The following is a 22,522-nucleotide window of genomic DNA, read 5'->3' on the forward strand; positions in this document are numbered from 1 at the left end:
CGACTCGGAGCATTCGGAGACGCGTCCTCCAGCACGTTCGCACTTTGAGAGACCCTGACTCGCAAATGAGTCCGATGGTGATTGAAGCCAGAAAGCTGGGTTTATCCAGCTTCCGCTTCCTAGTGCTGGAACTGCTCAGCGAGCACCGACCTGCCAATGCCCGGATGCACCTCCAAGACCGGGAGGGCTGGTGGGCACACGAACTGCAGGTCTTGGAAGAGAGCACAGGCTACAACCTGGAGGCCGGTGGCCAGCGTTCGGCAGCTTCCCTGTTTCGAGAGCGTGAACGACGGTTGATGGCTTGCCACCCACCTAGGTACGCGCTGCTTCCAGGCATCGATCGGTTCTCGCCCTTGTCTCCCATGCTTCTGAGCGGGGAGGGGTGCGACAGCCCTTAGAAGGACCGCCAATCGTTTATTTAGGGTCGCCGAAGGGGTGGGGCGCGGTTGGTGCTCCCGGGTTGCCCAGGCGCTTGCAATGAACGACACCTCCCGACCACTTTGAGTATGCCGACTGGCAACCGGCTCAAGCCTCGCCCACACCGAACGCCGACTTCAAGCGATCCACCGTGTGCCGCCACTTCGGCGAGGTTGGTTGGCAAACCGTGTTCTGGTTGCCGAACAAGCCGAGTTCGTTGAAGGCCTGGGCCGTCGGCACGGTGTGCAGCCACTTCACCCGCACGAAGTACTCGCTCAGTTCCGGGTCGTCAGCGGTTGCCTTGTACTGCTCGCCGTGCTTCAGCACGTCCATGGCCAAGCGTTCACCGGCATCAGTTTCCACCGTGAACTCGCTGGCCGGTTGTACTGCCTCTGTCACGAGACCCACACCCACGTAGCCGCGCTTCGGGGTGTTGACCCACACCCGGTCGCCTGGGTTGAGCTGCTTGAGCGTCTTGCTATACCAAGAGCCACCTCCACCACTGATGAAGCCATAGCGACGGGCGTCGTCCCAGCTGCGGCTGCTCTCGTCGCCGAAGGACACGTAGAACTCGCCGTTCCAAGGTTCTTTGGCGCCCTTGGGGTTGGCCGTGGTCACGGCCACGTTGGCCTGTGCCTCGCTGGGATCGATCAACCACGCCCGGCTCAGCAGCTGCTGGCCGCCATGCTCGAAGACCTGGAAGAACAGCACGTTGATGCCGATGCCACGGTCGTTCAGGTACTTCACGATGCGCTCGGTGGACGGGTCCAGCTCGGCCGCCACGATGACGATTTGATGAGCTTGGTTCAGGCTGTCTTCGTCCAGCGCCGTGCCAAAGCGCTGCTGGAAGTCCTGCTCCAAGCTTTGGCCCGGCTTGAAGCGGGCATAGATCTGCGTGATGCGGTCGGCCCCCAGCTCGGTAACCCAGGAGGCGTAGTCCAGCGCCTGCGCCACGATCTCGCGTGGCGTGCGGTCGCGCTTCAGTTCAACCAGCACCAGCGAGCCATCGGGTGCGATGGCCAGCAGGTCGATGCGCCCACCATGCGCGGTGATTTCCTGCTGGCCTATCAGCATCCAGGCCGGCGACAAGATGCGAGGGTCCTGCACGATCATGTTTTCCAGCAAGGCTTCGCTGCTGAGCTTGCTGGGCTTCAACTGCGAGGCGGGCTGGCCGACTTGCCAGATGGCGTGGTGGATGGGCATGTTGAGGCGAGAGGGGTGGGCTTGCTGCTTATTGGGCTCGGGTTCTCAGGCGACGGCGTCTTCGACTAGCACAGAGGCTAGAAGCTCATGGTGCTGACGGGCCTCGGAAATACTAAGTTTGAGCCGGTCGCAGAGGCCTACCAACTCATCAACCTTTGCAACGATGCGGCGCTGTTCGGCCTCTGGGGGCAACGCCAGCCGAATGGAGTTCAACTTGGCTTGGTTCATCTTTGGCTGTGCCGTACCAGTAACGTAGGGCTTCAAGTCGATTGCGTTGACGTAAATCTCCAAGTACTTGAGCAGATCCTCCGACACTCCGTCGATCACATGCGCGTGGTTGTTCACCCAATACTTGCCCCTTGCGATGAATGCAATGGGTGTGCTCCGATTGATCAAATTTGCCCCGTCTTCGCCGATTAGGAGCAATGGCTTGTTGAACAAGTACCTATCGATCTTGTCAATAACGCCCGACGCGCCGTAGTAGTCGTAGACCTTTGCGCGGCTTTCGCGCTCCACTTGGGAGACAGGCACTCGTTCGCCATCGCGGCAAATGGTCGCGTCGCCAAAGGTCGTCCAGCGCCACCCGGTAGGCGGCTCAATACTCGTGGAAGCTCCCGCTTGCCCCGAGACGGCCACACTTTTTCGCGCGCGCCTCTGCGCCGCTTTGTCTGCTTTGTGCGTAGCGATGCGCGTGAGTAGCGCCTCGGCTGGCTCTTCTGCTTCGTCTTGCGGAACAAGCCGTCCTGCAATTCCAAGTTGCAAGACTGTTTGCTTCAGCGCATCAACGCTGGCCTCGGTGGTGAACAGCGTATGAAAATGCTCGGCCAATTGTTTCCAACTGGCGCGGAAGTCGGCGGCGTCGCGGGCTTGGGTGAGGCTGGCGAGCAGGGCCTCCACCAGCCTGGTGTGGGCGGCCTGGACGTCGGCCTGCTCAGCCTCCAGTTGGTCGCACAGCGCCATCAGTTCATTGACCTTGGCCACGATCCGGTGTTGCTCAGCCGTTGACGGCAGTCGCACACGACGCGCGAAGAGCTTGGCAAAAACCAGACTCTGAACAGTCGTGCCAGTCTTGACGTCCTCAGCGAGGATTGCACGCTCTGACCCCAACAACCAGAGGCGTAGATACGCTGACTCAATCGCACTTTTGGGAGTGAGCGCTTTGATGTCTTGGTTAATGGTGCAGGCCACACGTGTGACCTGGGCCGGCAGCTTGCGTTTGAGGATCCCGCTCCGTCCCACAATGAGTACGGAGCCTAAGGGGATCAGATCGAGATTGGTCTTTGCCAGCGCCTCCTGTGTTATGAACATTTCGCTGGTGACGATGTCTCCGGCGTGCATGTCCTTGGGGGAAACCCACGGCACGTCGCCACCCCAATACTCTGGCCGTGCCATGGAAGGTGTGCTGCCGCCACGCACCGATACGATCTCTTCAAGTCGGAACTCAGTCCATGTACTGGTCTGTGGCAGCAGCCGGCCGGTGACGGCCAGCTCACAAATTAGCTGCCGCAGCGCTGGACCGTAGCTAGGCTGAGCCGTGAGTACATTCAACAGCGAGGCAGTCATTTGCCCCGCTCCAGCGCCTCAGCTAGCGCCGTCTTCAACTGCTCTCTGAGGCCATGAATGCCCTCCTGCATCCGCGCATACTCGACCAGCAGTTGCGCGGGGTCATGGATGACCTGCTCGCCCACATGCGGGTTCTTGCAGTCAAGGTTGTAGTTGCGCGCCTTGATGTCCTCGAGGCTGACTTTCCAGGCGAACCCACCTTCGATGCGGGCCGCAAAACCGTCTGCTTCGCTGCCCCACCAGGCCTGCTCGGCCGCGAACTCCTCGATGCGCATCGGCCGCGTCTTTGAATAGCTCTTCACTCCGGCCGGGTATTGATGCTCGTAGAACCAGATGTCCTTGGTCGGTCTGCCCTTGGTGAAGAACAGCAGATTGGTCCTGATGCCGGTGTAGGGGTTGAACACACCGTTGGGCAGACGAACGATGGTGTGCAGATTGCAGTCGGCGAGCAGCTTTTCCTTGATGCGGCTCTTGATGCCCTCGCCGAATAAGAAGCCATCAGGAAGCACCACAGCGGCCCGGCCACCGTCGCGCAGCAATTGCATGATGAGCACGAGGAACAGGTCTGCCGTTTCGCGGGTGCGGAAGGCGGCGGGGAAGTTGGTCTCGATGCCGTCTTCTTCCATGCCGCCAAAGGGCGGGTTGGCCACGATGCAGTCCACGCGGTCCTTCGGTCCCCAGCCGATCAAGGGCTTGGCCAGCGTGTTGTCGTGTCGGATCTGGTTCGGCACTTCGATGCCGTGCAGGATCATGTTGGTAGTGGCCAGCAGGTGGGGCAGCGGCTTTTTCTCCACGCCGTGGATGCTGGCTTGCAGCACGCGCTCGTCCTCGGGCGTCTTCACATAGTGGCGGCGCTTGTGCTCGATGGTGCAGGTCAAGAATCCGCCGGTGCCGCAGGCGGGGTCCATGACCTTCTCTTCGAGCTTGGGGTCGACCATGCGCACCATGAACTCGGTGACCGGGCGTGGCGTGTAGAACTCGCCGGCATTGCCTGCGCTTTGCAGGTCGCGCAGCAGCTGTTCGTACATGTCGCCAAAGGCGTGGCGTTCTTGCGCCTTGTTGAAGTCGACGCCTTCCTGAATCTTGTTGATGACCTGCCGGATGAGCTGGCCGGACTTCATGTAGTTGTAGGCGTCTTCGAACACGCCGCGCACTACGAAGGCGGCTGGCGTCGTGCTGTAGGTCTCCAGCTTCTGCAGCGCGGGGAAGAGCTCGTTGTCGATGAAGCTCTTCAGCTCGTCGCCGGTGATGCCTTCGGGGTCGGCCGCCCAGTTGCGCCAGCGGTACTGCTCGGGCAGCGGTGAACGGTAGGCGTCGTCCAGCAGCTCCCATTCCTGCTCGCGGTCGTCAAAGATTTTTAGGAACAGAAGCCAGACGAGCTGGCCGATGCGCTGGGCGTCACCGTCGACACCGACATCCTTGCGCATGATGTCTTGGATGGATTTAATGGTGCTGCTGATGGACATGGGGTGGGCGGAATGCGTCGTGAACGGCTGCCCTAGCGGGCGGCCAGAAGGTGTCAGAGCGCTCGGGTTGAGCGCTGAATCTCAGTGCTAGGCGTAGAGCTGCGTTTCGAGCTCGGCGACGGCCTTGGCATAAGCGGCTTTGCCGCCGAAGGCTTGGACCAGCTCCATTGGCGCACCAATGCGGCTGAAGGGGTCGAGCTGAAGGATCTTGATGTCTTCGATTGGCTCCAGGCCGGTGTCGGCGTACTTCTCCAGCAAGGCTTCCAGCACCTGCCGTGCGGCGCCCTGGTACTTGGCAAAGTAGTTGCGCTTCTTGACTTGGTCGGCGCGCTCTTTGCGTGACAGCGGCGGCTGGTCGAAGGCGACGTGGCAGATGAGATCGAACGCGTCTAGCGGCTTACCTTGCTTGGCTTCCACTTCTTCGGCCAGGGCTTCCCAGAGCACGCCTTGGCTGGCCAGTTCTTCGATGATCACCTTCTTCTGCTCGGCGCTGGACCAGCGGCGCAGGAAGGCGTCAAGTGAGCCAAATTGCTTGGAGACGCAGCTGCGGGTGTAGTCACGCAACGACTCGGTGATCAGCTTGCCGTTGGGGCCGTAGTACTGAACCCGTTCGGCCATAACGAACACCGGCACGTTGCCGACCACGTACTTGATTCGACCACCACCATTACCGGGCGGGTCTTCCAAGACGTCGCTTGGCGGAGTGGTGTCATCGCCATCAACGGGGCCACCGCCTTCGGGTTGCTCTGGCACATCGTCAGGCGGTTCTGGCGGTTCTTCGCCCTTGGGTTCGTAGACCTGCACCGGTTCGCCATCAAAGGCCGGGTCCGCAAACAGCTCAGTGGCCTTCTTGAAGTCCATGATGGTGAACCAGAACTTGCCGTAGTCCTCGTTGATGCGGGTGCCGCGGCCGATGATCTGCTTGAACTCGGTCATGGACTTGATGTGCTGGTCCAGCACGACGAGCTTGCAGGTCTGAGCGTCCACGCCCGTGGTCATCAGCTTGCTGGTGGTGGCGATGACGGGGTAGCGCTCTTCGGGGTTGATGAAGTTGTCGAGCTCGGCCTTGCCCTCCTGCTCGTCCCCGGTGATGCGCATGACGTATTTGCGGTTCTCTTTCACCCGCTGAGGGTTCTGGTTCACCAGGGCTTGGCGCATGCGCTCGGCGTGGTCAATGTCGTCGCAGAAGACGATGGTCTTCTGGAAGGGGTCGGTGGCCTTCATGAAGGCAGTGATCTTCTCGGCCACCAGTTGGGTGCGGGCTTCCAGCACCAGGTTCCGATCCATGTCCTTCAAGTTGTAGATTCGGTCTTCGATGGGCTGGCCGTTCTTATCAAGCATGCCGGCCGGCGGGCGCCAGCCTTGCAGGTCTTTGTCGAAGTCGATGCGAACGACCTTGTACGGCGCCAGGAAGCCGTCGGCGATGCCCTGTTTGAGGCTGTAGCTGTAAACCGGTTCGCCGAAATAGTGGATGCTGGAAACGGCCTTGGTTTCCTTGGGCGTGGCGGTCAAGCCGATGTGGGTGGCGCTGGAAAAGTAGGCCAGGATCTCGCGCCAGGCCGAATCTTCGGCGGCGCTACCTCGGTGGCATTCGTCGATGACGACCAAGTCGAAGAAGTCGGGCGAGAACTGCTTGTAGATGTTCTTCTCTTCCTCGGCGCCCGACACCGCCTGGTAGAGGGACAGGTAGATTTCGTAGGACGTGTCGATCTGCCGCTTGGCGATCTTGGTCATCGCCGCGCCGAAGGGCTTGAAGTCGTTGTTCTTGGTTTGGTCGACCAGGATGTTGCGGTCGGCCAGGAACAGGATGCGCTTCTTCTGGCGGCTCTTCCACAGGCGCCAAATGATCTGGAACGCGGTGTAGGTCTTGCCCGTGCCCGTAGCCATCACCAGCAGCACGCGGTTCTGGCCGCGCGCAACCGCCTCCACCGTGCGGTTGATGGCGTTCATTTGGTAGTAGCGCGGCATGCGGCCGGTGCCGTCGTCGAAGTAGGGGGCTTCGACCCTTTGGCTGTCCTCGGCGTCGAAGCCCTTCCAGGCGCAGTAGCGCTGCCACAGTTCGGCCGGGCTGGGGAACTGCTCTAGCGTCAGTTCGGTTTCAGTCAGGGCTGCCTGGCCAGTACGGTCGTGGAACAGGAAGCCATCGCCGTTGCTGGAGAACACGAACGGCACGTCCAGCGCCTCTGCATAGTCCAGCGCCTGTTGCATGCCGTCGCCCACGGCGTGAGTGTTGTCCTTGGCCTCGATCACGGCCAGGGGCAGGTTGGGCTGGTGGTACAGGATGAAGTCGGCGCGGCGCGATTTGCCGCGGCTGTGCAGCTTGCCTCGCACGATGACGCGGCCCTTGGTGAAGCTGACTTCTTCGCGCACCTGTCGCTGGATGTCCCACCCTGCCGCGACAAAGGCGGGCGCGATGAATTTGGTGCAAATGTCGCGCTCGGACAGCGATTTTTTATTCATGCCGACATGATCCCTTTTGGGGCATTTTGCCGGGCTGACCATGTTCAGCTGCCGGTCAGATTTACGGGTCTTGGAGACTCTTTCATCCGCTGGTCAGCCGTTTGAGGCGCAGAGCTGCAGTTCGCATTAGGTCCAACTACGGACCGCTTTCGACAAGCAGCGTACCGCCGTTAGTTGCAGCTTTAGGCGAGCGCAATGGGTGCGCTCTGGCGACCCCCAAAAGGACTGGCGCGGGACTTGCTTCTACTCCGGGGCAAGGCCCTCACTTGATTGAAAGTCCAGCGCTGAACGCCGCCTGCAGGACTTCGCCCGCTCGCTCAAATTGCTGTCGATTCACCAATGTCCGCAACACATCGCCGTAGGAACGGATTTCGGCAATCGCTTCATCTGCGAACCAAAAATCCTCCCATTCAAGTTCATGCCCATCGTTCTCGCGCAAGGCTGACGCAATGTGTTCAAGCTGCAGGTCTGTTTCCATCACATCTTGGTACAGCACAGCAAACCATTGATGCACTTGGGCAGACCGTACCCCGAGCAACGCCGCTTTTTCGATAGAGGCCAGAGCGTGTTCCCAGGCTTCTGTCTTTGCGCCATGTCGGCCGTTCTCCAAGTGAACGTCCCACCAAGAGTGTGCTGCGGCGAAGAGGATGGCGCACCGCTTACCCTCCTCACTGCATCTATCGGCGGCGATTACCCACGCGTCCACCGCATCGCCATGCAGGTGCTTTCTCTGAAACATGAACGCAAGGCTGGCCCAGAACTCCGGGCACTTAGGCGCTATGTCCGCCAACTCGGCGCAAACCAGACGCCCCGAAAATGAGGAGCGCTCCACCCCTCGCTCGAACCAACGATCCACGAGGTTTTGGTCGTAATCACCTACTTCGTCGCGCATGACTCGTCCCTGCTATCACACTGACAAATCGTAAGGGTGCGATCGCTACGACTTGCCTGTGACTCGATCCTTGAAGCATTGGTGTGCTGACCGAATCCAGGCTGATGGCCTGCATTCGAAGTACCTTTAGGGAATGGCTCTAGAAGCCCAATGCCCGGCGAGTTGCCTCAATGGTTTATCGCGACGTTCGCGACCTTGTTCGGCTGCAAAGCTGCGTTTCCGGAATTGGATCAAGGTGCGACCGAGCACTTCAGAGCGACAGGTCTAGTTCGGAGTGCGTTGCCAAATGGTCGAACGGCGACCTTGGCAACGAAAGCATGACTGGCTGCTGCCTCTGTCAAGGCTACGTCGGCTTCAGGCTGGAAGCGGAAGTTGGCTATAGCCCGCTATGTGCGCCAATGAAGTTCTTCGCAACCCGTAAGTGGTCAGCCAACTTTCTGGCGCGTTCTGCTGAGCTGCAAATGGGGGAATGAAGACGCCTCGGCCTACACGATGGTTGAGTCGTTGGGGGACCATTGCGCAAACGATCTGTGGACATGAGAGCGATCCTGGTAGACACGTTCTCTGGCTGGATTAGCTCGGACGCTGAATCCATCAATCTTGTCTCGCCAGTCTCGCTCCCCCCAGTTGCACCAAACGAGAACCTGGCGTGTCTCGGAGAGGTATCGCCGTAGCAAGTCAGCTCGAACGTAAAGCAATTCGTACCGGTTGCCCTTCCAGCCGTCGCCCGCCTCGCGGTAGAGCGTCGCAGGCTCTGTGTTGGCATCGAAGAAGTCGATCTCTCGGTCGCGGCAACGAAGGTCGAGGCGCTGAATGAGGCTTGGCGCAGGAAGGCTGAAGCCGGAGAAGGCGTTGTGCGGAGAGTGGTGTGACTCCCATGCAAACCTGATGGAAGGCAGTTCAACTCGTATGCCTGGCACCAGCCGTCGAACTGGAGTCTCAAGCTCGTACAGGACGTCCTTTTCAGGGGGCACCTCCCTCATGAGCATCGATGCGAACTTTAAGGTGAGCGAACGCCTCCTCGGTGGCCCCGGGTCTTCGACATACTCGTCGAACGCTCGCTGCGTTTGTCGCTTGTACCTGCCGCTTGGAAGGCGCAGGTGGCGTGCATAGTTGCTGCGATGACCGGGCTCACCGCCGAAAACGTAGTGTTCTGATGCCGGCTCCGGGATCCGGTCGCTGCCCGAGTGGTGTGTCGTGTGGAACTTGTCCCGCAGAGCATCAACGTCATTGCGGCTAACGAACAGGCCACGTAGGAATGCGAAAAGCTCCCGATCCTGTAGTTCGTCGGCACCCCTGACGTAGCCCTCGACTAGCACCCAGTCTCCTGTTATCCCATTGATCTCTGGAACAACAAGCAATCCTTTCCAATTTGGCGTGTAGCCACCGGCCACCCACTCCTCGGTCGAGGTGGTTGGTTCACCAAAGAGGTCAGGGATGGGAGCACTCCAGACGGGCGGTCGCCGGGGAAACGTCGGGTCGACGCCGCAATCTGGTGTCCTTTCACCCTGCCGCCAGTCGGGCAACTTCCGTTGGGCGTCCCGCTCTCCCCACATCTCGAAGTAAGCGATCCAGGAGTACTTCTTCCCGTACCGGTCTACCTTGTGTTCATTACGCGAGTTCCAAGAGTTCCTGCCGAGGTCATGCTCGACGTGCTTGAACAACTCGGCTCGGTAGCCAAGGTCGAACATGCGTCGCTCGATCTTTGCGCGCACGCTGACGTACTCGGGGTGCTCGTGGTTGTAGTTGGCTCGGTCAGGTATCAGTCTGCCGATGGTGTAGTTGCCAAAGTCCATCTGAATGGCATGACCGATCGCCTCTGTCACCAATGCGTCCGGCTTGCCGGTGCTCGTAAAGGGCGATGGAGTTCTCGCAAAGGGGCGGCTGAGATGGCGTGCTGAAGTCCTCGGAAGCTTTGCGCAGGCGGTGTGCTGAGCGACCTCGATGATGCCCAGCGCGTAGTCACGCATGAGCGTGTGGTGCGTCGCGCGATTGGCACGGGGCGCGAACATCCGACGATATAGCTCTAACGCTAGCGCGCCTAGGTGAGTCTTGAACCCTGGCACCCTCTCCGAGTCAACTAGCGACAAGGTAGCTCCATATGCCGCTGCCAGCATTCGTTCGGGGACGTACGGATCGTTGAAGTCCAAGGTCACCAGGACATGCGCGAACAGTACGTCCGGGAAACGCTCGCCGATCATCACGAGCGCTTTGGTGGCCAAGTCGCGGTCCCTGCGCACGACCGTCGTCAGGACCAAAGAGAAGAGAGCAACCAGCTCGACCGCCGACGCGCGGCTCATGCTCGCCACTTCGAGCTTCTCAGCCCAGGTAAGCAGCCGATGAATGGTTGGCGACGTGTACTTCCTGCGGAGGTACTCGGACCACCGAAGATCTCTATCAGCCATCGAGTACTGAGCCAAGTACTTGTAGAGGCGGCTGGCATGGAAAGGATGACTGGGCTTCGTCGATATTGCAGCCAATGCATCCACGACCCGCTCCCAAGTTCCGCCGTTAGACCCCAGGTACTTGTTCAGCACGACAAGCGTGCCTGCGGTGAACGCCTTCGGATTGCGCCAGAACAGCCCCTCAATGAATGGTTCAAAGTAAGCTTCCCAGTCCTGCGCTGAATTGGGTAACGCGAAGAACAACTCCCGCTCCTTCGGAGGCAGGTTCCCGGCCCGCTCCGCGAACTCGGTGATGAGGGCTTGCGCCCACCCGGGCTCTTCGTATTGGCGATGGTGAGTCCGAGAGAGGCGGAACACTCGCCCCAGCGGCGAGTTGCCGGCAAAGCTCCTCTTGATCGTGTCGGCGGATGTCGAGTCGAGGTAGGCCTTCAGCAGATGCCTCGCGATCAGGTGGTCGCTGAACCGTTGGTAAGGGAGCCTATAGACGATCCGAGACTTGTACGCCCCGGAGTTTGTGGAGTACCAGACGGCGTCTTCCTCAATCAGGCCATTTGTGCGCAGAGCCTCAAGAAGCTTCCGACGCCTAGCAGGCGGCATTGTTGGGTAGCTAGCGGCCACAATGTTGTCCGCCTCGGTCGGAAGTACATACCCACGCAGACTCGTGGCCATGCATGGTGCAAAGCCGGCGATTCTTTGATCGACGAGGTGGTCTTCACCCTTCAGCAAGAACCAACATCCCTTGCTCTTTAGACCAAACTCCATCTCAACGGTCGCACCGATGCGATTGACGAAGGACTCGAGGACAAACGTCATCCCCCGTTGCCCTGAGGCGATGCCAGCAAATCCTTTCGAGACCTTCGAATCTGTCAGCTTCTGCAGGGACTGACAGATGAGCTTCAACGTGAGCGGGCGCGAAAATTCTCGGTCGAGGAGGGGCACCTCAGGAAGCGGGAGCCTGTAGTGCTGGAAAAACGCCGTCTGAGCGTCGAACTCCTGATCGTCGAATCCGTAATGCTGGAGTCGAAGGAACCTGGGCAGGTCGGTCTTGTGGATCGCAATCGCCTCAAACGGCGTGCGACATGACACCACGAGCCCAACGTTTGGGTTCTTGTCCGTCAGCGATAGCAGGGCGGTAATTGCTTGGCGCCATTCGCGCCGGCGTCCCTCGTTAACCCCGTCAACGAGAACCAACGCGCGTTCTGCCGCAGTGGCGCCCGCCTCGTTCAGCCATGCGAACTGATCTTCGATCGAGATTCCTGCTGCCAGTTGGTCTCCGATGTCTGCCATCACGTCGCCCTGGAAGTTCTTGGCGAGCACCAAGACCGTAGGCGCCGACCGGCCCAGACGCTCGGTCGTAACATCGCACAGCAAGTGTGTCTTGCCGGTGCCCCATTCGCCACCAATCAGAAGGTTCGGCGCAAAGAGAAGCTTGAAAGAGGAACTGGCGGCGTAATCAATCTCATCGCGCACCACGCTCAAGCATGCGCTGATCGATTGAATGTGACTGCGGATGGCGATGCGCGATGAGGAGTAGCTCCCATCATCAGCACCCAGCTTCTCTTCCTCTGTCCGCCAGTACGCGCTGTCTTCTAGCAACAGCGCCTTGATCCCGGAGAGATGCGCCGACCATTCATCGCCCGCGGTAGCGTCCCGCAAGAGCATCCTGGTCATCATTGCGGGGACGAACGCAGTAGCGGCGGCCATCAGCGGATCGATATCAGCTGCTCGCAGACTGGAACTCTTTGCGCGCTTCCACTCTTCGGAAAAGTGCTCCAAGACCCTGTCGAATCGGGCCTGCGCCGCGGCCCCGCAAGCTACGTTATCGAGGGCGATTGACAGTGCCTCGATCCTGAGATTGGGCGCACCAGGCTCGATCCCAGGGGTGTACCTTTGGCCAGCTTGCTGGATTTGCCTCTTTGATAGACCGACCGTCGCGGCGTAGAGGGATATCGCATGGGAAGACATGGCGGAACTCTAGGCTGGTGAGGCACCCATACGTGGGTTTGGTGGGACCGCCACTATTGGCACCGCTCCACGAGTTCTGAATGGGTCTCTACTAGCTGACGGCCAGGTGGGCTGCTCGGTTCGGTCGAGGAGGTTGCAGGCGCCGTTCCCTCGAGACCAACGGCAGCCTTCCGGCGAAGTGTTTGACGAAGCGACTGACTGCACTCGCTGCAGAGCCGACACAGTAGAAAACTCACCTGAGCGCGTCCTCCAACGTTGACGCCAGCCTCGACGCGGAGAGCCGCAGTCGCTCAGTGATCACCGGCTGCCATCGACTCAGGTAGCTGTCGTCGATGAAGCGCCCATCGGGATAAAACCCCACTGTGCTCACGATCCTGCAGGACTCTCCCGCCCACCGCTCCGGTGCGGCTTCAGCAACCAACTTGCCAGCTCGACCAACTTCGGCGCGAATCGCCCCCCAGCCGCCAGGCCAGTTGTGGAATAAACCGCTATCCCACAGCGAGTGCAAGTTCCCGCCTTTGCCAAAGGCCTGGATCTGAAACAAGTTCCCGCCCTTGTCATCCCCAAACGCTGCATGCAGCGGCTGATGTACGTCACCCACCAGGTGGACCACCCACTTCAGTGCCTTGAGTCGCTCTTCGGGATCGGTGCTGGTCCGCAGCACCTCCACCTGCCGCTTGATCGCCTCGACCACGCACTTCCCATCCGGGCAGTCGCGGCTTCGGTCGTAGTCGCAACCCGCCTCGCGCGTGAAGTTCACGTAGTGCCAGGCGGCGGTCGAGGGACTCCTAACCCGGTCGGCCCAAGTTGCAATCGTCACCATCGTGGCGCCTGGTTCGGCTGCCAGGATCGCATCGACCTTGGCCTTCGTGGCGGGGCTCAGTTGCTCCTCGGCTACCTCGGCAATGAGCTCGTGCCCGATCGCACCCCAGGCATGGCTGGAGCTATGCGCTCCTAGCAGCGACATCGCCACCGACGCCACCGCGCCGTAAAAAGTCCTGCTTCTCTTCATCATCCATATCCGATCAACAAGCTCGCCAAAGGCAAGCTCGATACACTGTATGCATGCACAGTACCGACGAGGCCGCAGCGGACGCCAGGGAGCCCATTCGGCTCGCTGTGTCTCCGGCGCTCGTCCATGTGCTGGGCTGCACCCTGCAAGCTGGCTTTCCGTCGCCGGCCGAGGATCATGCCGTCAAGCGCCTGGACCTCAACGAGGTCTTGATCAAGCACCCGCTGTCGACCTACCTGATGCGCGTGCGCGGCCCGTCGATGCGCGAAGCCGGCATCGATGACGGCGACGTGGTCTTGGTCGACAAGGCCATCAAGCCAGCCCACGGCCACGTGGTCGTGGCGGTCGTTGACAACGAGTTCACCGTCAAGCGCCTGTGGAAGCGCGGCAGCAACCTCAAGCTCCAGGCTGCGAACCCCACATTCCCCGACATCGTTCCTCGCGAGGGACAGACCGTCGAGGTGTGGGGCGTGGTCACCTGCGCCATCAAGCAGATGCGGGTCTGAGCGAAACCTCCTTCGCGGTCCCCATGTCGTCCCCATCACTCGCCCAGTTCGCCCTGGTCGACGGCAACAACTTCTACGTGTCGTGCGAGCGCGTGTTTCGCCCGGCACTCGTCGGAAGGCCCGTCATCGTCCTGTCCAACAACGACGGCTGCGCGATCGCACGCAGCAACGAGGCCAAGGCCTTGGGCATCAAGATGGGCGCGCCCTGGTTCCAAATCAAGCACCTGGAGGCCGATGCCAACCTTGTCGCCTTGTCCGCCAACTTCGAGCTCTACGGCGACATGAGCGACCGGATGATGCAAGTGGTGGGGCGCTTTGCGCCGGTCCAGGAGATCTACTCGATCGACGAGTCGTTCCTGGACTTCGAGGGCATCCGAGACGACCTCGTGACCCTGGGTAAGCGCCTGCGCGCCGAGGTGCTCGCCGCCACCGGCATCCCGACCTGCGTCGGTTTTGGTCCCACCAAGACCCTGGCCAAGCTCGCGAACCACATTGGCAAGACCGCGGAGCGCAAGCCAGGCCTGTACCCCGCCGACCTGGCCCAGGTGTGCAACCTGGGGGCTGAGGGCAAGCAGGGGACGGCACGCCTCGGTCAGCTGTTCCGGGCGACCGAGGTGGGCGAGGTCTGGGGCGTGGGCCCACGCATCTCAGCCCAACTCAATGCGGCTGGCGTGGCGACCGTGGCCGACCTGATCAAGCTCGATCTCGCCACGATCCGCAAGCGCTTCAGCGTGGTCCTAGAGCGGACGGTCATGGAGCTGCGCGGCACGCGGTGCATCGCTTTCGACGACGAGCCCGCGGCCAAACAGCAGATCATGTGCTCGCGGAGTTTTGGGACGCCGGTGCTGCAGCTCGACGAGCTCGTGGAGGCCGTGACGGTCTTTGCCAGCCGCGCGGCTGAGAAGCTGCGAGGGCAGGGGAGTGCCACGGGGGCGGTCTCGGTGTTCATCCGCACCAGCCCGTTCCGCAAGCAAGACCGGCAGTACAGCCAGAGCGTCACCGTCCCTTTGCGCCGCCCAACAGGCGACACGCATGCCATCGTGTCTTCGGCGGTCAGAGGGCTCGAGGCCATCTACCGCGACGGGTACCGGTACGCCAAGGCGGGCGTCATGCTGCTCGACCTGCAGCCGAAGGATCTGGCGCAAGGCGAGCTGGACTTGGTAGGGGGCTCAGGCCCCGACGGCACCAGCCACGACGAAGGGCGGGACCGAAGCCGACTGATGTCCGCGATCGACCGGGTCAACCAGCGCTACGGGCGCGGCTCGCTGACGGTCGCCAGTGCCGGCACAGAGGCCGTCGCCAAGAGCTGGACGATGCGCCAAGACCGGCGCACCCAGCGGTACACGACATCGTGGGACGAAATGCCCATCGCCAGGGCTTGAGCCCGAGGACTGTCAGATCACGCCGTGCCGCTGCCAAATGCAGCAGGGAACAAGCCATCAAAAGGGCATGGCTCATCTGGTGAGCCAGCAGGGTCCTAGTCTGACCTCGCCAGCCCAGCATCCAAGGGTCGACGGATCAAGGGAAGCCCTTGGATCGCTTGGGGCTGGCGCCAGTTTTGGACCCACCTTTGTTGGAAATCTCACGATGCCCTGCGAACTTTGGCTGTATCCCGAATTCTTGGGATCTCTCGACCCGCAAAGCAGCGCAGACTGGCACCAACGCCACTCACGACGATCCATGAGCCAAGCCCTCTTGAGCTTCTTGCGCGGTGAAGGCCCCGACGGGGCCGGCAGGACCTTGAACGAGGTCCTCGGCAGAGACGACGACTGGTGGGAGGCCAAGCACGACTTTGTGCAGTGGCTGTTCCCCAACCCCCTTCCCAGCCGAGCGAACCCACGAGCGCCTTTGTTGAGCGATGCCGTGATCGAAGTCGTTCAAAGGGACGCTGAGATTCAGGCCAACGTGGACCGGGCATTGCTGCGCTTCACGCAGTTCCTGGGCTTCGAATTGACCGACGAGGGTTACGTCCTCCTTGAGAGTTGGCCAACAGCCAAGAAGCGCTGGTTCAGCCGAGACACCCACAACGGCATGCGCCTGACGCGCACCCTGAAGTTCCTTACGGGCATCGGCCGTGAGGAGCAAGCCGAGGTGCTGGTGGCCGCCTTGCTGAAGATGTGCCGAGACGAGGTGGGCTGTGGCATCACGCCAATGACCCGCAGCTACTGGCGCTCGACTCTCGATATGGCGCTTGCACCCGTTCCCCGGACTTTCGTTGCTCGGGCGGTCGTCAATGCCTGACGCCACATCGCCGAAGGACGGTGCCGAGTTCAGCGGCATCCCTCCTGACGAGCAAGCGGCCTTCGCGCACTACGTCGCGGTGGGCGAGGCCTACATGGCGCGCTTCGGACATCACGTTCCTCAGCCTGCGATGGTCAGCTTCGAAGCCGTGACCGTGCAGATGGAGAAGGCCCTGAAGCTAGGCAAGCCGATCTCGCACAACCACGACTGGTGGTCATACCTCCCACCCGGCGCAGACGCCTGAGCGTCAGCGTCGCACCAGGGCAGGCTGCAGCCGGTCCAGCGCCGACTCGGGGCTTGCGCCCTGGCCGCGTTTGGCGAGGTCGGCCTCGGTGGTCTGAGATCTCGGACGCGAGCGTCGCTCGCCACCGGCGGCCAACCACTCGCCGAACGAGCTGTCGCGCACTTCGAGACCGGTGAGTGGTGGGCACACCTGCGTACCGATGCTCGGGACTCGCTGCGAGCCAGCATGGACAGGCAGGCTGGAGAGAGGGCGGAGGGATTTGGTGGAGTTCATGGGCTCCACTTTGTGCAGCAGCCACCGCTGAACCCAGCCCCCCGAAAGGGCCCCCCCAACGGACGCCGTCCCCCCGACGGGTTCCCACCAAAGGGGGATGGAGCGTATCGGGCGAAATTGTGACGATGCAGGCCATGAACACCAACCCGATGCTGGCTATGAACACCAATCACCGCACCGTCGTTCCCGCTCCCGCCTGGGCCTTGGAGGTACTCCGCGAGCGTCGGATCAGCAGCGCCCTCCAAGGATTGACGCCCCCCCGCCTTGCCGGGCTCGAGGTGGCCGAGTGCCCCTTCGAAGCTTGGCTAGCGGCGGGCGGTGACAGGCGGCTGATGCCGAGGCCCCTGCCAGGCTCGATGAGCATGCACTGACGCTACTTTCGAAATCACGGCTCTAGGCTGGCAGCGGTCGGTCGCTACAGATCACGCCAAGGGCCTCTCCCGCCCCTGAGCCGACGTGCCGGAGTCGGACTGCCTCTAGGGAAGAGGTTGTCCAACACGGTCGAGGTGCATGTTCTGGAGAGGGCCGACATTGAGGTGGTCGGCTTGGTCGGGGGCCACAAGCTGGACAAGCTCGACAGGGCCAAGTAGGGCAAGTCGCCGGGATGAGTTTTTGGCTAGGTGGCCCTCACGACGGATCAGCTTGCGCCTCTGGTGGCTGGGTGAGCTCAACCGCCAAAGCGGTCCTGGCGAAGAGCTTCTTAACCAACGCTGAGAGCCGAGGTGAGTTCGAGTCGTTCGCAATCGCTCGGCAGGCATCGATGAAGTGCTGGGTCGCCGTGCCGAAGTGGGCGTCGAAAGTCTCCCGCTGAAGGCGCATTTCGATCATCCTGCGCATGAATCGACGCAGAGTGTCTATGTCCATGCCCCGTATAGCGGCATCGAAATCCTCAGCCGAAGCCCGTCTCATTGCCATCTCTTGCAGAGTACCCCACCCGCTGTTATCGATGATGCTTATGCAGGCGTCGACCACCGACGCGCTAGCTTGTACGCGCGCCTTGGCGGCATCGAACGCCACCTTGATGTCTGGATGGATCGGGCTATTGAACGGGTTGTCGTCATCGAAATCATGGTGATCCCCGGCCTCAAAGGCCGCTATCCACGCGTCGACGATTGCTTGGCCAAGATTTTGCCCATCGGTGATCTCGGAAAGAGTATCGAAAAGCTGGGTCGCGACGTAGGGACTTAGCAAGTCGGCATTGGAAGGGAACTGGCTGGCCTCAGCCAGCAGCTCGGCGTCGCTTACCCGATGGTCCCAGAAGGCTCTGTTCAAAAAGTCGCGCGCCGCCTGCCTGACTTGCAGAGCCAGAGTCTCAGCGACGTATCTGTCGATGATGGCCTGAATTCGGTTTGCATCGAACAGCCCAGACTCCAAGAATTCGACAAGTACCTTTTCGAACTCATCGCAGCCATGGATACCGAGTTCTTGGATAAGCAGACGCCAGCGATCCTCGCGCTTTTCCTGCTCGGTCTGCTCTGAGTTCTTGTCCCGACCGAAGTGCATCCAGTCTGGGTTTCCCACATTCAGTGCGAATTGGAAGTCGGGCCCGTCTGAAATGCCGCGATAGTGAATCGCGGAGAACAGGACGATCGCCGGCAATACACGCGCCTGGATCGCTTGGTCCAAGTCTCGGCCGGCCAAGATCTGGTTAGCGGTCTTCAACACCTTGCCCACGATGCGGATGTTGGTTAGTCCGCAGACGGCAATCGCTCGCGCCAGCGTCTGCTCATACTTCGACGGCGTCAGCTTGATGGCGATCGAGAACGCCTCCTCCGGGGAGGTCGATAGCCTGACTTCCTCGTCAATGACCTTTTCGCGGAAGGTCGCCCACAGCTTCGCCTGATCGCCGTCAGTAGACAGTTGGTCGTCATTCAGCACCAAGACAAACCTCACGCAGAACTGCTTGGAATAGTCGTCGATGAAGCCCAGGACCTCGTCGATGCCAAGCTTCACGTGCTTGCGCTCGATGTCGTCAATGACCACCAGCTTGTTCCGAAGCACCACCGGCGCCATCAACAACACGTTGAGGTCTTTGAGGGCTGCCATCGCTTTGTAGTGCTGCGAGGCGGCAGTCACGCCAGCGTTAAAAAGGCCCTTGATGCCATCGAACACGCCGCCATGCGATTCGACACCAGGAATGGCAGATTCAATCAGCTTGCGTTTGACTTGGTCGACACTCGAGAGGCCGAACAGCGAAACGTAAAGGGCCTTCTTGACCTTCTCATCGCCCGAAGCATCCTTCACCTCGTTCCAGAGGTGCGTCTTGCCGGTGCCCCACTTGCCCGACAGCGCGATGACCCCGTTGTCGGGCTGCTCAAGCAAGCGGACCAACCGTTCCTTGGTTCTTCTAAGCGACATGCTCTCCTCCTTTGGCGAGCGCGACGCAGAGAACTCCTGCCGGCTCACCTTGTGTTGTTCCGGGGAGCATATTCATTTTGCTCTGTGACATTGGCATCTTCTTGCAGGTTCATGCGAGGCATGCACTAGGAAGCTGCGGTAACGCGCAGCTAAGGCGCGACAAGGTTTTCGACTTGGGAAGTCATCTCACGCCCCGCACTGGACTAGCCTGTAAACCTTTGCGGGCTCTTGGGGCTCCATAGATCCCGATGACCGCTCATGAGCCGCATCAGTCTAATGAGCTGGCAGTGATGAACGGCGCCTCTCGCTGAACTGCTGTCACCCGTTCAAAACTGCCATCCAAGTTCCACCCCGTCAGCACTGACCTGCTCCCTAAATTGGTTCTTCATCAACCGTGTCGCGTCGACACCGAGGAGGACCACGATGACCAAAACTGCCAGCAGCCCCAAGCTCCGCCTAAACGAACTTTTGCGCCGCCGCATGCTCGACCTGCCCGGGCTGACCAACGCGGAGATTGCCCGCGCACTGGGGTTGCCCAGGCCCAACGTGGTGGCCATGATCTTGAGGGGACGCATGAAGCTCCCTCTGACCCGGCTGCCCGCGTTGGCTCGAGTCCTGGAGGTCGACCCGGTGTGGTTGCTTCGGGTCACTCTCGACGAGTACACGCCCGCGCTTTGGCAGGTGATTGAGGTGGTGGTCGGTGCTGACGCCCTGCTGTCAGCCCGAGAGCGAGCGCTCATTGAATTTGTACGCACGCACGCTGGTGGCGCTGACCCTGACCTTCTGAGTGCCCCAACCTTTCGCGAGCAACTTGCCCTGCATGCGTCGGGCGCGATGGTCAGTAGCAAAACAGGCTGAACTGCCCGCTTTCAGTGGGCCCGTAGTCAAGAAAAACACAAAACTTAATCGGGCGGATTTCCGGTCGATCTTGACTACAACCCTACCGGATCCGCAAGAAAGCCGAGACCCTACACCCCTTATCTGCAAAGCTGGATCCCCTAGGGCTCTGTGCCTTCCTTGGCCCGCAATTCCGTAGGCCCAGTAAGGAAGTCGAGTGGTCACAGCCCACGGCTCTTTTGCCCCGTAAGGTCGGTCTGTGCCTGGTGCCCATGATGGGTTCAAACACCGCCGATCTTCCTTGAAACGCTGCCTTACATTTCCACGCTGGCCAACGTAGCCACTTGACGAGAACGTACACAGGAGAGGGACCTTGACCATTGGCAACTTCATTCATTTGAAGTCTGCGGCCAGCGTGCTGGCCAAGGGCCCCTCTTAGGCGAACTGGTGTCCCAGGTTCTCAAAGACGACCCGGCCAGCGGGTTGTTCCTCTACCTTGCCGCCAAGAAGTCGACCTTGCCGACATAGGGCCGCGGTTGCCCATGAGCCGAGCCGGCATGAGCCGGACAGTCATTCCGTTATCCACAGACCGCCGAAACCATGCTTGAAAACAAGGAAGTCCTGAGCACTGTCGTGCATTGGGGTGTGGGAGGGATGCTGACTCTGGCAGCGGTGTTCTTCTTGTGGCAGTTCTTGTTGCCTGCTTGGCGAGCGCGCCGCGAGTTGGCGCTGGCGATTACCAGACTGGAAACGCTCAAGAAATCCGGCCCCGTACTGGACCTGGACCAGGTCGAGCGAGAGGTAATGGTTAGTGAAGAGCTGCGCCATTGCTGGAGCGAGTTCCGCGACACACTGCACCCGCAGAAAACGGCCAATGCATTGGGCATGCTAGAGGTCGCGCGCTGGAGGCAAACGGCCATGGCCAGCAGCTTCTTCACCGAGCAGGCCCTGGTGGACTCGCCGCTGCGCACGGAGTTCTACAAGCACCTGCCCGGCATCCTGACCGGTGTCGGCATCATTGGCACCTTCGGCGGACTGATCTTGGGCTTGATCGGCTTCCAGGTTTCCGACGATGCGACCGTAGTTCGCAAGAGCCTGCAAGACCTGCTGACCAGCGTTGGCAGTGCATTCTTAGTTTCTGGTTCAGCGATTGCCTTGGCCATGGTGATCACCATGATAGAGAAGGCCATGATCAACGGCCGCTACACCCAAGTAGAACGGCTGTGCGGCGTGATCGACAGCCTGTTCGACGCGGGGGCCGGCGAGGAGTACCTGCAGCGCTTGGTGGAGGCCAGCGAGACCTCGGCAACGCAGGCCCTGCAGATGAAGGAGTCGCTGGTCACCGATCTGAAGCAGGTGCTGACCGAGCTGACCCAGCAACAGATTGCCACGATGAACACGACCAGCAATCAGCTGGGCACGTCGATCACGGCAAGCCTGAGTGAGGGACTAAAGGAGCCACTCGCGCGCATCTCAGAAGCTGTGCAGGGCGTTAGTGGCAACCAGCAAGAAGCTGTGAACAAGCTACTGACCGACGTGCTTGCCGGCTTTACCGCTCAAATGGAAAGCATGTTTGGCCAACAGATGCGTGGCGTGAACGAGATGCTGGTGCAGACGGCAGCGACCATTTCACAGGCGTCACAGCGGTTTGAAGCGCTGGCCGGTCAAATTCAACAGGCCGGCACTGGCGCCGTTGAAGGCATGGCCAAGCGTCTGGACGAAAGCCTACTTCAGATGCAGGCGCGGCAGGCTGAAGCCAACGAGCAGATGCGTGCTTTCATTGAGCAAATTAAGGCTAGTTCTCAGCAGAGCCAGGCCGAGTCCGCCGACCTAACCATGGGCATGATGCGCGAGCTCAGCGAAAGCACGGCTGCACTAATCAAGGGTCTGCAAGAGCAAGCCCAAGCCCAGGGAGATGCGCAGCAGCAGCGCCAGGCCGCAATGGCTCAGCAGGCGAGTGAGCTGCTCAGCGGACAAGCCAAGGCCATGGACAGAATGATGGGGGCGTCGGAAACGGCCGCCGCGACCATGCGGAACTCGGTAGATGCCATGAAGCGCAGCACCGACGAAAGCATTGCACAACTCGCCGCCGCGACGGAAGCAGCGGCTGCGGCGATGCGTAATGCGATTGAGTCGCTCAAGCGCGGCACGCACGACAACATCGAGCGCATGGGCATGGGAGCAGAGCGGCTGTTCCAGGCCAGCGACACATTGGGCGCTCGACTGGTCGACATGCGCTCGGCTTCGGCTGAAGTAGCGGACTCGATGTCCAGCTTGAACAGCGCAACGACGAGCCTGAATCAGGCACTGTCGGCCACGCAGCTGGCGTTAGGCGACCATCGCGCCGTGCGTGATGCATTGGTCACCATGGTTCGCGACCTGCGCGAAACCGTGGAGGCGGCCAAGCGCGAGGGCGCGATGACGAGCCAGCTGGTCAGTCAGTTGCGACTAGCTGCTGATCAGCTGCAGCGCGGCACTCAAGAATCTGAGAGCTACTTGAAGTCAGTTTCTGGTGTGCTGGCCGAGGCGCATGGGGAGTTCGCGAAGCACATGGAAGCGACGCTGCGCGAAGGCAACAAGACTTTCCACCAAGAACTTGCGCAGGCCACTGGGCTGCTGAAAGGCGCCATTCAAGACCTGGGTGACGTGCTGGACACATTGCCCCAAGGCAGTTGATCCA

At 60.8% G+C, this 22,522-nt stretch carries 15 protein-coding genes; 6 read left to right on the forward strand and 9 right to left on the reverse strand.

The window, feature by feature from the left end; translation table 11 throughout:
- Positions 1-525 precede the first annotated feature (525 nt).
- The 7 genes from EOD73_RS17070 to EOD73_RS17100 all read right to left on the reverse strand — a co-directional run bounded on the left by EOD73_RS17070 (position 526) and on the right by EOD73_RS17100 (position 13,386).
- Entirely contained in the window at positions 526-1,620 is a 1,095-nt protein-coding gene (locus EOD73_RS17070; RefSeq protein ID WP_127684254.1) for a DUF8606 domain-containing protein, read from the reverse strand.
- Between the two features lie 45 nt (positions 1,621-1,665).
- The gene (locus tag EOD73_RS17075; RefSeq protein ID WP_127684255.1) at positions 1,666-3,183 is read right to left on the reverse strand and encodes a restriction endonuclease subunit S; all 1,518 of its coding nucleotides are present in this window, start codon (positions 3,181-3,183) and stop codon (positions 1,666-1,668) included.
- Complete coding sequence (locus tag EOD73_RS17080; RefSeq protein ID WP_127684256.1) at positions 3,180-4,649, reverse strand: type I restriction-modification system subunit M; 1,470 nt, start codon at positions 4,647-4,649, stop codon at positions 3,180-3,182. Before EOD73_RS17080 ends, EOD73_RS17075 begins: the two co-directional genes overlap by 4 nt.
- 87 nt (positions 4,650-4,736) lie before the next feature.
- A complete protein-coding gene (hsdR, locus tag EOD73_RS17085) occupies positions 4,737-7,109 on the reverse strand; it encodes an EcoAI/FtnUII family type I restriction enzme subunit R (RefSeq protein ID WP_127684257.1) in 2,373 nt (790 codons plus the stop codon).
- A gap of 262 nt (positions 7,110-7,371) precedes the next feature.
- Entirely contained in the window at positions 7,372-8,001 is a 630-nt protein-coding gene (locus tag EOD73_RS17090) for a hypothetical protein (protein WP_127684258.1), read from the reverse strand.
- Between the two features lie 485 nt (positions 8,002-8,486).
- Positions 8,487-12,371 (reverse strand): NACHT domain-containing protein, encoded by a 3,885-nt coding sequence (locus tag EOD73_RS17095; RefSeq protein WP_127684259.1) that lies wholly within the window; start codon positions 12,369-12,371, stop codon positions 8,487-8,489.
- Between the two features lie 232 nt (positions 12,372-12,603).
- Positions 12,604-13,386: a S1/P1 nuclease gene (locus tag EOD73_RS17100; RefSeq protein ID WP_127684260.1), complete on the reverse strand. Its 783-nt coding sequence runs from the start codon at positions 13,384-13,386 to the stop codon at positions 12,604-12,606.
- A 50-nt stretch (positions 13,387-13,436) separates the two neighbouring features.
- On the opposite strand from EOD73_RS17100, the gene EOD73_RS17105 reads away from it, so the two are divergent.
- The 4 genes from EOD73_RS17105 (at position 13,437) to EOD73_RS17120 (ending at position 16,374) form a co-directional block, all read left to right on the forward strand.
- The gene (locus EOD73_RS17105; protein WP_127684261.1) at positions 13,437-13,889 is read left to right on the forward strand and encodes a LexA family protein; all 453 of its coding nucleotides are present in this window, start codon (positions 13,437-13,439) and stop codon (positions 13,887-13,889) included.
- Positions 13,890-13,912: 23 nt separating this feature from the next.
- The gene (locus EOD73_RS17110) at positions 13,913-15,271 is read left to right on the forward strand and encodes a Y-family DNA polymerase (protein WP_127684262.1); all 1,359 of its coding nucleotides are present in this window, start codon (positions 13,913-13,915) and stop codon (positions 15,269-15,271) included.
- Between the two features lie 298 nt (positions 15,272-15,569).
- Positions 15,570-16,130, forward strand: a complete 561-nt coding sequence (locus EOD73_RS17115) for an opioid growth factor receptor-related protein (protein WP_164846118.1) — start codon at positions 15,570-15,572, stop codon at positions 16,128-16,130.
- Positions 16,123-16,374, forward strand: coding sequence for a hypothetical protein (locus EOD73_RS17120; protein ID WP_127684264.1), 252 nt, complete (start codon positions 16,123-16,125; stop codon positions 16,372-16,374). Before EOD73_RS17115 ends, EOD73_RS17120 begins: the two co-directional genes overlap by 8 nt.
- A 3-nt stretch (positions 16,375-16,377) precedes the next feature.
- Here EOD73_RS17120 and EOD73_RS17605 read toward each other — a convergent pair whose 3' ends face one another.
- Positions 16,378-16,536 (reverse strand): hypothetical protein, encoded by a 159-nt coding sequence (locus EOD73_RS17605; RefSeq protein WP_164846119.1) that lies wholly within the window; start codon positions 16,534-16,536, stop codon positions 16,378-16,380.
- 738 nt (positions 16,537-17,274) lie between these two features.
- Positions 17,275-19,005, reverse strand: coding sequence for a P-loop NTPase fold protein (locus EOD73_RS17125; RefSeq protein ID WP_127684265.1), 1,731 nt, complete (start codon positions 19,003-19,005; stop codon positions 17,275-17,277).
- Between the two features lie 423 nt (positions 19,006-19,428).
- On the opposite strand from EOD73_RS17125, the gene EOD73_RS17130 reads away from it, so the two are divergent.
- Entirely contained in the window at positions 19,429-19,863 is a 435-nt protein-coding gene (locus tag EOD73_RS17130) for a helix-turn-helix domain-containing protein (protein WP_127684266.1), read from the forward strand.
- 579 nt (positions 19,864-20,442) lie between these two features.
- Entirely contained in the window at positions 20,443-22,518 is a 2,076-nt protein-coding gene (zorA, locus tag EOD73_RS17135) for an anti-phage ZorAB system protein ZorA (RefSeq protein WP_127684267.1), read from the forward strand.
- The last annotated feature ends 4 nt before the right edge of the window (positions 22,519-22,522 follow it).

It is taken from the genome of Inhella crocodyli (assembly GCF_004004565.1).
GTDB classification, from domain to species: Bacteria; Pseudomonadota; Gammaproteobacteria; order Burkholderiales; family Burkholderiaceae_C; genus Inhella; species Inhella crocodyli.